Origin of the sequence: Kineosporia babensis, assembly GCF_021129305.1 — a bacterium.
GTDB classification, from domain to species: domain Bacteria; phylum Actinomycetota; class Actinomycetes; order Actinomycetales; family Kineosporiaceae; genus Kineosporia; species Kineosporia babensis.
On sequence record NZ_JAJOMB010000023.1, the window covers coordinates 68,704 to 82,231 of the forward strand.

General features: G+C 69.6%; 12 protein-coding genes. 3 read left to right on the forward strand and 9 right to left on the reverse strand.

Annotation, left to right across the window (positions count from 1 at the left end):
- Positions 1-18: 18 nt before the first annotated feature.
- From LR394_RS32435 to LR394_RS32445, 3 genes are read left to right on the forward strand one after another with little or no spacing between them, the layout of a single operon-like run.
- Entirely contained in the window at positions 19-534 is a 516-nt protein-coding gene (locus LR394_RS32435; protein ID WP_231448432.1) for a low molecular weight protein-tyrosine-phosphatase, read from the forward strand.
- Positions 534-1,301, forward strand: a complete 768-nt coding sequence (locus LR394_RS32440) for a fructosamine kinase family protein (RefSeq protein WP_407937173.1) — start codon at positions 534-536, stop codon at positions 1,299-1,301. The genes LR394_RS32435 and LR394_RS32440 overlap by 1 nt, the downstream gene beginning before the upstream one ends.
- Before the next feature lie 31 nt (positions 1,302-1,332).
- Positions 1,333-1,929 (forward strand): YdcF family protein, encoded by a 597-nt coding sequence (locus LR394_RS32445; RefSeq protein ID WP_231448434.1) that lies wholly within the window; start codon positions 1,333-1,335, stop codon positions 1,927-1,929.
- Here the strand turns inward: LR394_RS32445 and LR394_RS43355 are convergent.
- The 9 genes from LR394_RS43355 to LR394_RS32490 form a co-directional block, all read right to left on the reverse strand.
- Positions 1,926-2,591 carry a helix-turn-helix transcriptional regulator gene (locus LR394_RS43355; RefSeq protein ID WP_231448435.1) on the reverse strand — a complete coding sequence of 222 codons (666 nt, stop codon included), beginning with the start codon at positions 2,589-2,591 and terminating at the stop codon, positions 1,926-1,928. The two genes, LR394_RS32445 and LR394_RS43355, sit on opposite strands and share 4 nt — an antisense overlap.
- Positions 2,588-3,175 carry a helix-turn-helix transcriptional regulator gene (locus tag LR394_RS32455; protein WP_231448436.1) on the reverse strand — a complete coding sequence of 196 codons (588 nt, stop codon included), beginning with the start codon at positions 3,173-3,175 and terminating at the stop codon, positions 2,588-2,590. Before LR394_RS32455 ends, LR394_RS43355 begins: the two co-directional genes overlap by 4 nt.
- 56 nt (positions 3,176-3,231) lie before the next feature.
- On the reverse strand, positions 3,232-3,546 hold the full coding sequence (locus tag LR394_RS32460; protein WP_231448437.1) for a Rieske (2Fe-2S) protein: 315 nt from the start codon (positions 3,544-3,546) through the stop codon (positions 3,232-3,234).
- Positions 3,547-3,548: 2 nt separating this feature from the next.
- Positions 3,549-6,077: a nitrite reductase large subunit NirB gene (gene nirB / locus LR394_RS32465; protein WP_231448438.1), complete on the reverse strand. Its 2,529-nt coding sequence runs from the start codon at positions 6,075-6,077 to the stop codon at positions 3,549-3,551.
- Complete coding sequence (locus LR394_RS32470) at positions 6,074-8,527, reverse strand: molybdopterin oxidoreductase family protein (RefSeq protein WP_231448439.1); 2,454 nt, start codon at positions 8,525-8,527, stop codon at positions 6,074-6,076. Before LR394_RS32470 ends, nirB begins: the two co-directional genes overlap by 4 nt.
- Positions 8,524-9,627: a uroporphyrinogen-III synthase gene (locus LR394_RS32475; protein WP_231448440.1), complete on the reverse strand. Its 1,104-nt coding sequence runs from the start codon at positions 9,625-9,627 to the stop codon at positions 8,524-8,526. Before LR394_RS32475 ends, LR394_RS32470 begins: the two co-directional genes overlap by 4 nt.
- Before the next feature lie 124 nt (positions 9,628-9,751).
- Positions 9,752-11,110 carry a NarK family nitrate/nitrite MFS transporter gene (locus tag LR394_RS32480; protein ID WP_231448441.1) on the reverse strand — a complete coding sequence of 453 codons (1,359 nt, stop codon included), beginning with the start codon at positions 11,108-11,110 and terminating at the stop codon, positions 9,752-9,754.
- A 133-nt stretch (positions 11,111-11,243) separates the two neighbouring features.
- Entirely contained in the window at positions 11,244-12,245 is a 1,002-nt protein-coding gene (gene bla, locus LR394_RS32485) for a class A beta-lactamase (RefSeq protein WP_231448442.1), read from the reverse strand.
- Between the two features lie 10 nt (positions 12,246-12,255).
- The gene (locus LR394_RS32490; RefSeq protein WP_231448443.1) at positions 12,256-13,521 is read right to left on the reverse strand and encodes an FAD-binding oxidoreductase; all 1,266 of its coding nucleotides are present in this window, start codon (positions 13,519-13,521) and stop codon (positions 12,256-12,258) included.
- Positions 13,522-13,528: the final 7 nt, after the last annotated feature.

The following is a 13,528-nucleotide window of genomic DNA, read 5'->3' on the forward strand; positions in this document are numbered from 1 at the left end:
GCTGCGAGAATGGGCGGCATGGCGGCGTACCGGATCTGTTTTGTCTGCACCGGCAACATCTGCCGGTCTCCTTCGGCCGAGGTGATCCTGCGGGCCCGGGCCGAGGACGCCGGGCTGGACGTGGTGGTCGACTCGGCCGGCACCGACAGCTATCACGTGGGTGATCCGGCCGACGAACGGGCGCAGTGGGCGATAAAGCAGGCCGGGTACGACGGCTCCACGCACATCGCCCGGCAGTTCGACGAGAACTGGTTCGCCGAGCGCGACCTGGTGGTGGCCCTGGACCGCAGTCACTTCCGGCTGCTGCACGCGATGGCCCCGGACGAGGAGTCCGCGGACAAGATCCGGCTGCTGCGCTCGTTCGACCCGGAACTGGAGCACGTGGCCGAGGACGACCGCCGGATCGACGTCGCCGACCCGTACTACGACCGCAGTGCCGAGAACTCCGAGTTCGTCGAGATGATCGAGCAGATCGAGGCGGCCGCCGACGGCATCGTCGACTACCTGCAGGAACGCACCGAGCACCCGGCCTGATCATGACCTTCACCAAGCGCGACGAGAACGCCGCCCCGGGCTTCTACCAGGCCGAGGCGGCCGGGTTGCGCTGGTTGAGGGCAGCCGCGGAGGGAGTGCCCACCGCCGAGGTGCTCGAGGTGACGGACACGTCGATCACCCTCCCCCGCTACGACAGCATGGCGCCGTCGCCCGAACAAGCCCAGGAGTTCGGCCGCCGGCTCGCCCTGACGCACCAGGCCGGGGCGCCGCACCACGGCGCTCCCCCGCCGGGCCTGAACCACGGGTTCATCGCCACGCTCCCCCTGCAGCATCTGGCCGAACCCCCACCGCACTGGGGCGAGTTCTACGCGCGATGCCGGGTAGAGCCCTTTGCCCGTACCGCAGCGGAGTCCGGCAGCCTGGACGCAAAGGGGCTGGCCGACGTCCTCAAGCTCTGCGAACAACTACGCGAAGGTGACCCGGGGCTCACCGGCCCCGAGGTACCAGCTGCCCGCCTGCACGGGGATCTCTGGAGCGGGAACGTGCTCTGGCGAGCGGAGGGGGCACTGTTGATCGACCCCGCCGCGCACGGCGGCCACCCGGAGACCGATCTGGCCATGCTGTCGCTCTTCGGCTTACCCCACCTCGACATCGTCCTCGAGGCCTACACCGCCACCGCACCGTTGCCGCCGGGCTGGCAGCACCGCGTCCGTCTGCACCAACTGCACCCTTTACTGGTGCATGCCGCCCTTTTCGGGCCGTCCTACGGAGCCCAGTCGGTTTCGGTAGCGCGGGCCTATTTGTAAATCAGAGGACGCTTGCGGCGAGAATGCGGTCATGACGGCTACTGCGGGGCGAGGGGCGCCGATCACCTGTCCACGGCGCCGCTGGATTCGCCGGGCCGCCGTCGCCGCGCTGGTGTTCGCCCTGGTGGTGGGGATCGGCGGCGGGCGGCTGTACTCGTTCCCGCAGGTGGACACGCTGCAGTCGGACGACCGGATCGACGCGGTGCTGGCTCTGGGCGGACGTACCGAGACGGCCTACTACGCGGTGGGGCTGGCCGAGCAGGGCATTGCGCCGGTGGTGCTGGTCTCCAACCCCTACCCCCAGGACGAGGCGTTCCAGGGCATCCACGACCTGTGCGCGTCCCGGCCCACCACCTACGAGCTGATCTGCTTCGACCCCGATCCGCGCACCACCCGCGGCGAGGCGCGCGAGCTAGGTAGGCTGGCCACCGAACGCGGCTGGGACGACGTGGCCGTGGTGGCGGCGAAGTATCACGTCAGCCGCACCCGCACGATCGTGAAGCGCTGCTACTCGGGCCGGCTGCACATGGTTGCCCCGGAAATGTCGATCCGGCCGCTGAACTGGACCTACCAGTACGTGCGGCAGACCCTGGGTTACGCCAAAGTCGCCGTGCAGCAGGGTTGTTAGAGCAGGCCTGCGCGTAGGGCGTAGGCCACCGCGTGAGAACGGTTGCGCAGCCCCAGCCGGGTCATCATGCCGGAGATGATGTTCTTGACCGTGCGCTGCGAGTACTGCATCCGCTCGGCGATCTCACCGGTCTCCAGGCCCTCGGCGATCAGCTCCAGCACCTCGATCTCGCGGCGCTGCAGACCGGAAGGGGTCAGCCCGCGCGGGATCAGCACGGTGCGCTGCAGCTCGACCATCTCCCGGACCAGCCGGCCCTGCAGCTCCCGGGGCATCTCCCCGCCGCCGGCGCCGACCACCTGGACCAGCGAGGCGAAGCCCTCCAGGGTGACCTGCGGGCGCCAGATCACACCGCGCAGGCCGACTTCGACGGCGGTGAGCAGGTCGACCTCGCCGAAACGTTCCAGGATCGCGGCGATCGGGATGTTCCGCCCGGCGGTGAGCTCACGCAGCTGGCGCAGCACCTGGGCGGTGATCCGGGGCGCGGCCAGCAGCAGGACGGCCGCCTCGTCGAGCCGGTCGATCGGCTGCAGGGTCAGTTCCGGGCGCCGGGCGATCAGGTTCACCACCCCGGCCTCGTCCAGCTGGTCGGCCGCCAGCACGCTGATCCGCAGGGTCGGCACGGGCTCGGCCACCCGCCGCGGGCTCACCACTTCGGCAGTCACAGCACTCCCTCTCGCCAGGCGTAGGCCACCGCATGGGTCCGGTTGCGCAGTTCGAGCCGGGCGGTGACGGTGTACAGCGTCTTCTGCACCGTCCGTTCGGAATAGGCCAGGCGCTGCGCGATCTCGGGCACCGCCAGGCCCTCGGCGAGCAGCCGGAGCACGTCGGTCTCCCGGCGGCTGGGCGCGATGCGCCGGCGTTCGCGGTAGGTGCGCAGATCTTCGGTGAGCCGGGCGGGGGTGGTGGCTGCGGCCGCGACGATCTCGTCGACCAGCCGCTCCGGGGTCAGGTCGGCCCGCCACAGGCAGGCCACCACCCCGAGCTCGGCCAGGTCGGCGCCGTCACTGTCGCCCGGGTGGTCGAGCACCGCCAGGATCGGCATCCGGCGCGGCCCGATCACCGCCCGGACCGCTTCCTCGGCCTCGGCCCCCGGCCCGGGCACGACCAGCAGCAACAGGTGCGCATCGATCGAGCGGGAATCCGGCACCACCCTGACCCGGCGGCTGGCGGCGATGATGCCTTCCACCCCGGCCTTGGTCAACGGATCGGGGACGGCCAGCGCGACCCGGCACGACACGAGGTACACCTCCACACTTTCAGCAACGCCTTTCACCGTGTACACGGCGACCGGCGCGCCGGGGTTCAGATCTGGATCATGATCTGTCCCTCCGCCTCGTGCACCCGGACCACCTCCAGGTCGGGCTGGCCGGAACGGGAGCAGCCGGTGGCCAGGTCCCAGGTGTTCAGATGCAGCGGGCAGATCAGCACGTTCTCGTCGGTCTGGGCGTCGGCCAGCGGGCCGCCGGCGTGCGGGCAGACCCCCGGGAAAGCTCTCAGCGCACCGGAGCGCAGCCGGAAGACGGCGATGGTCCGGCCGCCCACCTGGTAGGCGCGGCCCTCACCAGGCGGGATCTCGTCTACCGCGCCCAGAACGATGCCGGTGGATACCGCAGTCATGGTCAGCGCCCTTCGGGGATCGGCAGACGGGGATCGGCGGTGGTGGAACGCCCGGCCCGGCCGCCCAGCGCGGTGCTGCCATCGCGAACCGGCACCTGGGGTAGCGAGATCAGCGGCAGGGAGGTGCGGAACTGCCCGGGGACGGCGGGTTCGCGGCCTTCCTTCCAGGGATCGCGGTAGCCCTCGACGGTCTGCTGCATGCGTTCGTCCAGGCCTGCTGCGTCCTTCTCCATCTCCGCGCGGATGTGGTCCAGGCCGAGCCGGGGCACGAAGGCGTAGGTGCGCTCCAGCCACTTGGCGTTCTCCCGGTAGTACTGTAGGAACCGGCCGCTGATGGTGAGCACCTCTTCGGGGGTGTCCACGGTGGTCAGCAGGTCGCCCTTGCGGATGTGGGCCCCGGCCGCGCCGCCGACGTAGATCTCCCACCGGCCGCCCTCGACCGCCACGATGCCGATGTCCTTCACCAGCGACTCGGCGCAGTTGCGGGGGCAGCCGCTGACCGCCATCTTCACCTTGCCGGGTGACTCGATGCCCTGGAACCGGGTCTCGATCGCCACCCCCAGCGCGGTGGAGTCGCCCAGGCCGAACCGGCAGAAGTCCGAGCCGACACACGTCTTCACGGTGCGGAAGCTCTTGCCGTAGGCGTAACCCGAGGGCATGTCCAGGTCGGCCCAGACCTTGGGCAGATCCTCCTTGGGGATGCCGAGCAGGTCGATCCGCTGGCCGCCGGTCAGCTTGATCATCGGCACCTGGTACTTCTCGGCCACGTCGGCGATGGTGCGCAACTGATCCACCGACGTCACTCCGCCCTTCATCTGTGGGACCACCGAGAAGGTGCCGTCGCGCTGGATGTTGGCGTGTACCCGGTCGTTGATGAACCGGCCGTCGCGCTCGTCCACGAAGTCCTGCGGCCACATGGTGCGCAGCAGCGAAGTCAGGCCCATCTTGCTCTTGGCGTCCTCGTTCCCGCCGGGAGCCAGGGCCGCGAAGACCGCCGAGACCGAGTACAGCCGTTGCTCGCGGATACGGGACATCAGCTCGGGCTTGGCCAGCGGGATACCGGGCACGTAGTAGTGCTCGGCCGGATCGGCCTGTACCTCGTCACCGGCGGCCCACTCCACGATCTGCCTGACCAGCGACTTGCACGAGCCGCAGCCCTTGCCCGCCTTGGTCTTGTCCATCACCCCGGAGACCGTCTTCTCGCCTTCCTGAACGGTTTTCACCAGCGTGCACTTGCTGACGCCGTTGCAGTTGCAGACCTGGACCTCGTCCGGCAGGTCGGCCACGCTCGGTTCGGCCGAGGTCGCGCCCAGGTCGAACAGCAGGCCGACCCGTTCCTCGGGCAGGGCCAGGCCGCGGTCGAAGGCCTGGATCAGGAAGGCGGCCTTCTTCACGTCACCGATCAAAGTGGCGCCGATCAGCCGGTCGTCGCGGATGATCACGCTCTTGTACACGCCCCGGCGCGGTTCGCTGAACACCACGAACTCGTCGTCGTCGCGCTCGGGCGCGGTGATCCCCATCGAGGCCACGTCCACGCCGGCCACCTTGAGCTTGGTGGTGGTCCGGGAGCCGTGGTACCTCGCATCGGGCCGGGCGCCGGTGAGGTGGTCGGCCAGTACCCTGGCCTGCTCCCAGATCGGCGCCACCAGGCCGTACACCTCGCCCCGATGCTGGGCGCACTCCCCCACCGCGAACACGTCCGGGTCGTCGGCGGTACCCATCCGGTCGTCCACCACGATCGCCCGTTCCACGGTGAATCCGCTGGTCACAGCCACGTCCACGTTCGGGCGGATGCCCGCGGCGAGGACCACCAGGTCGGCTTCGATCTCGGTGCCGTCGTCCAGTTGCACGGCCTCGACGTGGTGTTCGCCCCGCAGCGCAACCGCCCGCGCGTTCAGCCGCACGGTGATCCCCAGCGCCTCGATACTGCTCTTGAGGATCGCCCCGCCCGGCGCGTCGAGCTGCTGGTTCATCAGATGCCCGGCCGCGTGCAGCACCTCGACCTGAACCCCGTGCGACTGCAGGCCCCGGGCTGCTTCCAGCCCGAGCAGACCACCACCGATCACCACGGCCCGGCGGTGTTGCCCGGCCAGCCGGACGATCTCGCGGGTGTCGTCGATGGAGCGGAAACCAAGGACGCCTGGGGTCAGGTTCCCGTCCTCGCGATAGATCCCTTGCATCGGGGGGACGAACGAACGGCTACCGGTCGCCACCACGAGAATGTCATAGGGAGTGGAGCTTCCGTCGTCGCCGTAGACCAGCTTGGCGAAGCGGTCGATCCGGGTGATCCGCACCGGCGCCCGCAGGCTGATCCCGTTCTCTTCGTACCAGGACAGGTCGTTCAGGAAGATCCCGGACTCGTCCTCCTCACCGGAAAGCACCTGCGAGAGCATGATCCGGTTGTAGTTGCCGTACGGCTCGTCGCCGAACATTGTGATCTCGAAGAGGTCACCGCCACCGCGTTCGAGGATCTCCTCGACCGTGCGGGCGGCCGCCATCCCGTTGCCGATCAGTACCAGCCGGCGCTTCATACCTCCACCAGCCCGAAATCGACCACCAAGGTGCCCTCGACCTCTTCCGGCGCGGCCAGGTGCAGCTCCAGCACCGTGCCACCGACCAGATCCTCGACCACCCGCAGCGGCACGTGCACGTCGGACCGGGCGCCGATCGGGAAGTAGCGCATCGGCCGGCCGTCCCGCGTCAGCACCACCGTGATCAGCTCCGCACTGGAGTTGCCGCCGCGGAAATACAGCGCCTGAGCGGTCTTTCCGGCCGGAACGGTGAAGGCCAGAGCCGGGTCGACCGGCTGGGGCTTGTGCAGACCCTGACCGGCGAAGCCGAAGACTCCCTGCAGGAACCTGGGGGTGCTGTGCATGACGTTGTTCTCCTCGATCGGGTTCGGGCCGGGCCGGGTGATCGCCACCGCGCAGACCTTGAAGGCCGGCATCCGGGAGAACTGGTCCAGCACGGGGTTGGTCAGGGCGTTGGCGTTGGAGCGGCCGCCCCAGTGGAAGGGGACGAAGATCGTGTCGGGCCGCACCGTGTCGGTGAGCCGGGCCCGGAACACGCCACTGCCTCGCCGGGTTCGCAGTTCCACCTCGTCGCCTGACTCGATGCCGTTGCGACGAGCCAGGTCTGGATGGATCTCGGCGAACGCTTCCGGCTGGGCCATCCGCAGCGAGGCCACGCGCCGGGTCTGCGCGCCGCTCTGGTAGTGCTGCATCACCCGGCCGGTGGTGAGCAGGTACGGATACGCCGCATCCGCCGCTTCGGCCGGTTCACGGTAGTCGGTGCGGACGAACCGGGCTCGTCCGTCCATGGTTGGAAAGCTCTTGGTGAAAAGCCTTCGGCCGTCCTGCTCGGCGCCCTCCGGACAGGGCCAGAACACGCCTTCTTCCCGTTCGGCGGCCTGGTACGTCACTCCGCTGTAGTCGGCGATTCCGCCCCGGCTGGCCTCGCGGAGTTCTTCGAAGACCTCCTCGGCATCGGCGCTGAAGTACTGCCCGCGACTGAGCCTTTCGGAGATCTGCTTGAGGACGGTCAGATCGTCGCGGACATTTTCGGGAGGAGGCAGGGCCCGACGCCGGCGGATGATCCGGCCCTCGAGATTGGTCATCGTGCCCTCTTCCTCGGCCCACTGCGCGGTCGGTAGCACCACGTCGGCCAGAGCAGCCGTCTCGGTGAGGAAGATGTCGCTGACCACCAGTAGGTCGAGGGCCTGCAGACGGCGTTGTACATGGTTGGCGTTGGGCGCGCTGACCGCGATGTTGGAGGCCATCACCAGCAGCGCCCGCACACCCTGGGCGGTTCCCAGCCGGTCGAGCATCTCGTAGGCGGACAAGCCGGGCTGGGGCAGCTCGTCCGGCTCGACGCCCCAGACCCCGGCGACGTGCCGTCGGGCCTGCGGGTCGTCGAGTTTGCGGTAGCCCGGCAGTTGGTCGGCCTTCTGCCCGTGCTCGCGGCCGCCCTGGCCGTTGCCCTGACCGGTCAGGGTGCCCCAGCCGCTGAAGGGCCGGCCCGGCAGTCCGAGGGCGAGGGCCAGGTTGATGAAGGCCTGCGCGGTCCGGGTGCCGGCGCTGTGCTGCTCGGCGCCGCGAGCGGTCAGGATCATCGCCGACCGGGCGGTGGCCAGGATGTCCAGCACCTCGTGCAGCTGGGACTCGGGCACTCCGGTGATCCGCTCCACCCGGTCGGGCCAGAACGCGTTGACGCCGGAGCGGGCCTTGACCCAGTCGGTGGTGCGGGCGTCGATGTACTGCTGATCTACCAGGCCTCGACGGATCGCCAGGTGCAGCAGGCCGTTGGCCAGGGCCAGGTCGGTGCCCGGGCGGGGCTGAAGGTGCAGGTGCGAGCCGCGGGCGGTGGGGGTGGCCCGGGTGTCGACCACGATGTGCCGGGCACCGCCGGCCCGGCCCTGGTCGAAGAACTGCATGGCCGGGGGCATGGTCTCGGCCGCGTTGGAGCCGACCAGCAGCACGGCCTCGGCCTGGGCGATGTCCTCCAGCGGGAAGGGCAGGCCGCGGTCGATGCCGAGCATGCTGTTGGCGGCGGCTGCGGCGGAGGACATGCACCAGCGGCCGTTGTAGTCGATCGCCGGGGTACGCAGCGCCACCCGGGCGAACTTGCCCAGCGTGTAGGCCTTCTCGTTGGTGAGGCCGCCCCCGCCGAAGCAGCCGACCGATTCCACCCCGTACTTCTCTTGCGCGTGCTGGATGCCGTGGACGACCCGGTCCAGTGCCTCGTCCCAGGTGGCCTCCCGGAACGGGCTGGTCCGGTCGCCGTCGCGCTCCCGAACCAGGGGGTGCAGCAGGCGGTCGGGGTGGTCGAGCAGTTCGGCGGCCGTCCAGCCCTTGGAGCAGAGGCCGCCGCGGTTGACCGGGAAGTCGGGCTGGGGTTGCAGGGTGACCGGGCGGTCGCCGGCCTTGAGTTCGATGCCGCACTGCAGTGAGCAGTACGGGCAGTGCGTCTTGACCGTTCTCATGTCTTCACGACCAGGCGGTAGCCGCGTTTCACCACGGTCTGAACGATTTTCGCGGTGCCCAGCCCGGCCCGCAGTCTGGCCACGGCCACCTCCACCGCGTGCAGGTCGCTGGCTCCGGGCAGCGCCGTCAGCAGGGTGGGGCGGTCCACCACATGGCCGGGCCGGCGGGCCAGTTCGCGCAGGATGGCCATCGGGGCGGGCGACAGGTTCAGCGTTCTGCCGTTGAGAAGAGCCGTCTGACCGCGCATTTCCAGCACCCCTTGCTCGGTGTTCAGGCTGCGGGTGCGTACGGTGGTGAGGTGGTCCACGGTGGTGCGGATCAGTGCGCCCAGTCGGCTACGGTCTGGGATGAGGGGGTTGATGCCCTGCTCCAGTAAGGGCTTTGCCGTCACCCGACCGACCGCCGCGGCAACGACGTCCATTTGTAGTGCCTTTATGAGGTCTTCTCGGCGTCCGAGGCGTGCGGCCGTGGCCAGAAATGCCTCTGCCCCGGGCGCACTGGTGAACAGCACCACGTCGACCGTGCGGTTGCAGGTGGCCTCGATCGAGCGCTCCACCGCCACCGGATCCGGTGCCGGGCCCCAGCGGTAGACCGGCACCGCGACCACGTCGGCCCCGGCCACCCGCAGCCGTTCGATCAGGCTCTCGTCGGTGGCGCCGTGCAGCTGGATCACCACCCGGCGACCGGCCACCCCCTGCGCCACCAGCGCATCCACCACCTCGGCGGTGGTCTCGGAGGCGGCCGACCAGCTCTCGATCAGCCCGGCCGCGCGGATCGCGCCCCGGGCCTTCGGGCCGCGGGCCATGATCTGGGCCTCGGACAGCACCTCGAGCAGGTGCGGGGCCAGCCCGGCCGAGTCGGCCGTCTCGATCCAGCCCCGGAACCCGATCGCAGTGGTGACGATCACCGCGTCGGGTGGCCGGCGCACCACTTGTCTGGTCAGGCTGATCAATTCGTCGTCCTCTTCGAGCGGCAGGAACCGCAGCGTGGGGGCCTGGATCACCCCGGCGCCACGCCGGCTGAAGTTGGCGGCCAGCTCGTCGGCGCGCCGGTCGCAGGTGAGCAGAATGCTGAAACCCGTGAGAGCCTCGGGGGCCATGGCAGTCGCACCTTTCGAAGCCGGTTCTTCCGGTGACTGCTTCTTGGTCGCCGGACGAAGCGAATCTTCCTCGACATGCAGAGCCAAAGCCTATGCGGTTGAGGCGTTTATCTACAGAAAGTGTTCAGATTTGCTCACTGCCAAGCACACTTGAGCGGCGCAGGTAGCGCCACCAGGTCACAGCCAGAAGAACCAGGAAGAAGACCAGGTAAAACTTCAGGGCCGGCTCGATCGTCCCGAAGGCGGATTTCGACCAGGCGTAGCAGATCGGGACGGCGAAGCCGCCGAACGCGCCCACCGAACTGATCACGCCCAGCGCCCCGGCCGCCTCCCGGCGGGTGCGCAGCATGGTCTCGGGTGAGCCGCCCTCGCGCAGGCCCTTGAGCTGGAACAGCCGGGAGATCATCCGGTAGGTCGAGCCGTTGCCGATGCCGGTGGCCACGAACAGGAACATGAAGCTGACGAAGAACACGCCCAGGCTGGCGTGCTGCACCGACCAGAGCCCGGCGGCCGCCCCCAGCGCCAGCGCGGCGAAGCTGGCCATGGTGACCTGCGCGCCGCCGATCCGGTCGGACAGCCGGCCGCCCAGCGGCCGGGCCAGCGAGCCGATCCCGGCGCCGAGGAAGGCCCAGGTCAGGGCGATGTCCTGGCGGTCGAAGACGGCCACCAGCAAGGTCGGGAAGGCCGAGGAGTAGCCGATGAACGAGCCGAAGGTGCCGATGTAGAGCAACGACATCACCCAGGTGTCGCGGTGGCGCAGCGACTGCCAGACCGGGCCCGGGTCGGCCTTGGCCTCGGTCAGGTTGTCCATGAACAGGAACGCGCAGACCGCGGCGATCACCGCGAGCGGGATGTACATCAGCCCGGCGTAGGCCAGGGTCAGGCCGCCGCCGAGGACGATGATCTGGGGTACGAGTTTCTGCACCACGGCCACGCCCAGGTTGCCGCCGGCGGCGTTCAGGCCGAGGGCGAAGCCCTTCTCGCGCTCGGGGTAGAAGAACGAGATGTTGGCCATGCTGGAGGCGAAGTTACCGCCGCCCAGGCCGGCCGTGGCGGCGATCAGAAGCAGTGCCGGGTAACCGATCTCGGGCCGTTCCACCGCCCAGGCCAGGCCCGCGCTGGGGATGATCAGCAGCAGGGCCGAGGCGACGGTCCAGTTGCGGCCGCCGAACCGGGGCACCGCGAAGGTGTAGGGCAGGCGCAGGAACGCCCCGACCCCGCTGGGCACGGCCGTCAGCCAGAGGATCTGGCTGGTGCTCAGGCTCCAGCCCACGTCGTTCAGGCGCACCACCACGATGCTCCACAGCAGCCAGACCGAGAAGCCGATGTGCTCGGCGAAGATCGACCAGATCAGGTTGCGGCGGGCGATCGGCCGGCCGGTCTGCTGCCAGAACTGCTCGTTCTCGGGATCCCAGTGGTCGATCCAGCGCCGGCGGGCTCCTTCCCCGGTGACGGTGGGCGGGGTGGTAACGGTCTCGGCCATCGGGCAGCTCCTGAAGGGCTAGGTCCGGGCAACTCGCTCCTGATGACGCTAGGAATCGCGTGTTACCCGGCCGTCCCGCTGCCATTACCCAGTCGCTACGTTGTCCGCACAGTCCCGGGGAGGGGTTGTGAGCTCAGTTCCCGAGGGCGCCCAGGGCCTCCAGCGCCACCCTGGCCGCCTCCTCGATCAGTTTCTCGTCGCGATCGGCGTTCTTCTTGTCCTTGCTCGACATGATCGACAGCACGATCGGGGCCTGGTCGCCCTTGGGGTAGACCAGGGCGATGTCGTTGGCGGTGCCGTACGAGCCGGAGCCGGTCTTGTCCGCGACCTTCCAGCCCTTGGGTACCGCAGCGCGGATCCGGTTGGCGCCGGTGGTGTTGCCCAGCAGCCAGTCCTTCAGCTGCGCGCGGGCCTCCTCGGCCAGGGTGTCGCCCTCGAGCAGGGTGAACAGGTCGCTGCCCATCATCTCGGGGCTGCTGGTGTCGCGTTCGTCGCCGGGGGTCGACTCGTTCAGCTCGGGCTCCAGCCGGTCCAGCCGGGTGACCTCGTCGCCCAGGGCGCGGGCGAACTGAGTTACGCCCTCGGGTCCGCCGACCTGCTGGACAACCAGGTTGGCGGCGGTGTTGTCGCTCTGCTGGAGCGCGGCCTGGCACAGCTCGCCCAGGCTCATCGAGGTGCTGCCCTGGGTGACCGGGGAGTTCGGCACCCGGTCGGCGGCGGTGTACTTGACCTGTTCGTCCAGCCGGTCCAGGCCGATCTCGCTGAGCACCGTGCCGACCGCGAGAACCTTGAAGGTGGAACACATCGCGAACAGATCACCGGACTGGTAGGCGACGGCCTGACCGGATCCGGTGTCCAGGGCGTAGACCCCCAGCCGGGCGTCGTACGTCTTCTCGAGCTCCGCGAACTCGGCCTTCCCGGCCTCGTCCTGGGCCTGGGTGCTTTCGGCGGTGGTTTCGGCCGGGGCGGTGCTGGGATTCGCTGCGGAGGTGGGGGCGTCGGCCGCGTCGTCGGCGTCGTCGGAGGAGGACCCGCAGGCGGTGATGACGAGCCCGGTGAGGCCGAGCACGGCACCACTCAGCAGGCTGCGTCTGTTGATCGTCGGAATCTGGTGTCTCAGCTTGGGATCCAGCACGCTGAGCACCCTAGTCGCCCGGAGTGCGCCCAGGCAGAGGAATACCGGTGAACCGGCCATCGGGGTCGTAGGCCTGCTTGACCTGCTGAAGCCGGGTGACGTTCGGTCCCCAGGCGGCGGCGATCTGCTCGGTGTCGGAGGCGGCCAGCAGATTGGGGTAGCCACCGGGCAGCGCCAGCGGAGCCAGGGCCGCGTGCAAGTCGCCGGCCCATTGGCGATGTGGCTGCGGATCGTCGCCCCGCCAGGCGGTGATGGCCTCCAGCATCAGGTGCGGCCGGCGTTCACCGAAAGCGGTTGCCTCGGGCGCGACCCGGCTGGCCCGACCGTGGAAGTGGTGCAGGCTGATGCCCTCGTGCTCGGACGGCGCGGCCGCCAGGGCCTCCACCAGCACCGCGATGATCTCGGGAGTAAGGGCGGGCAGGTTGCGCTGACGCAGGAACCAGCCCCGGCCGTCGGCGGCGAACATCTGCTCGTTCGCTCGCAACGGCTCCGTGAGCGGCGCCCGCGTCACCTGGCTCACCATCGGCTTACCCCAGCCCTCGATCCGGCCGACCCAGGCCTCGCCCACTGCAGCTTCGCCCACCCAGGTCGGCATGACCGCCATCACGCGGGTGCCGTCCGGCAGGGCGGCCACCCCGAGCTGTACTGCCAACTCTTCCGGCACCGTAGGGGCCATTTCCGCCCAGGCGCCCAGAACGTCCTCTGCTTGATCCAGAGAGAACAGCACCGCGCCGGCCAGTGCGGCAGAGAACGGGCGCAGCCGTAGCCGCAGTTCGGTGACCACGCCGAAGTTCCCGCCCCCGCCACGCAGCGCCCAGAAAAGGTCAGGCTCTCGCTCGGCATCGGCCTGCACCACCGTGCCGTCGGCCAGAACCACCTCCGCGCCGACGATCAGGTCACAGGCCAGCCCCGCGCTCCCCAACTGCGGCCCGTACCCCCCGCCGAGCGCCAGCCCGGCCATCCCGACCGAACCCACCGTCCCCGTCACCACGCTCTGGCCAGCCGTGACCGCGGCCTCCATGACGTCCAGCGAGGTGGCGCCGCCGCCGGCCAGCGCTACGTCACCCGAAACGGCTACCCGGTTCATCGGTGAGAGATCCACGACAAGGCCGCCCTCCCGGACCGCGCGACCGGCCCAGTCGTGGCCGCCGCCCAGCACCGAAAGCGGCCTGCCCTCCGCCCGGGCCCGCTGCACAACCCGGCTGACCTGCTCATTCGTGCCGCAGCGGACAATCTCGGCGGGCCGGGCGGTGATCGAGGAGTTCCAGAGCCTCATGGCCTCC

Excerpts from the sequence above, each read along its gene's own strand:
- LR394_RS32460 (WP_231448437.1), bottom strand. The coding sequence starts at position 3,546 with ATGACTGCGGTATCCACCGGCATCGTTCTGGGCGCGGTAGACGAGATC.
- nirB (WP_231448438.1), bottom strand. The coding sequence starts at position 6,077 with ATGAAGCGCCGGCTGGTACTGATCGGCAACGGGATGGCGGCCGCCCGC.
- LR394_RS32480 (WP_231448441.1), bottom strand. The coding sequence starts at position 11,110 with ATGGCCGAGACCGTTACCACCCCGCCCACCGTCACCGGGGAAGGAGCC.
- LR394_RS32435 (WP_231448432.1), top strand. The coding sequence starts at position 19 with ATGGCGGCGTACCGGATCTGTTTTGTCTGCACCGGCAACATCTGCCGG.
- LR394_RS32470 (WP_231448439.1), bottom strand. The coding sequence starts at position 8,527 with ATGAGAACGGTCAAGACGCACTGCCCGTACTGCTCACTGCAGTGCGGC.
- LR394_RS32475 (WP_231448440.1), bottom strand. The coding sequence starts at position 9,627 with ATGGCCCCCGAGGCTCTCACGGGTTTCAGCATTCTGCTCACCTGCGAC.
- LR394_RS32490 (WP_231448443.1), bottom strand. The coding sequence starts at position 13,521 with ATGAGGCTCTGGAACTCCTCGATCACCGCCCGGCCCGCCGAGATTGTC.
- LR394_RS32445 (WP_231448434.1), top strand. The coding sequence starts at position 1,333 with ATGACGGCTACTGCGGGGCGAGGGGCGCCGATCACCTGTCCACGGCGC.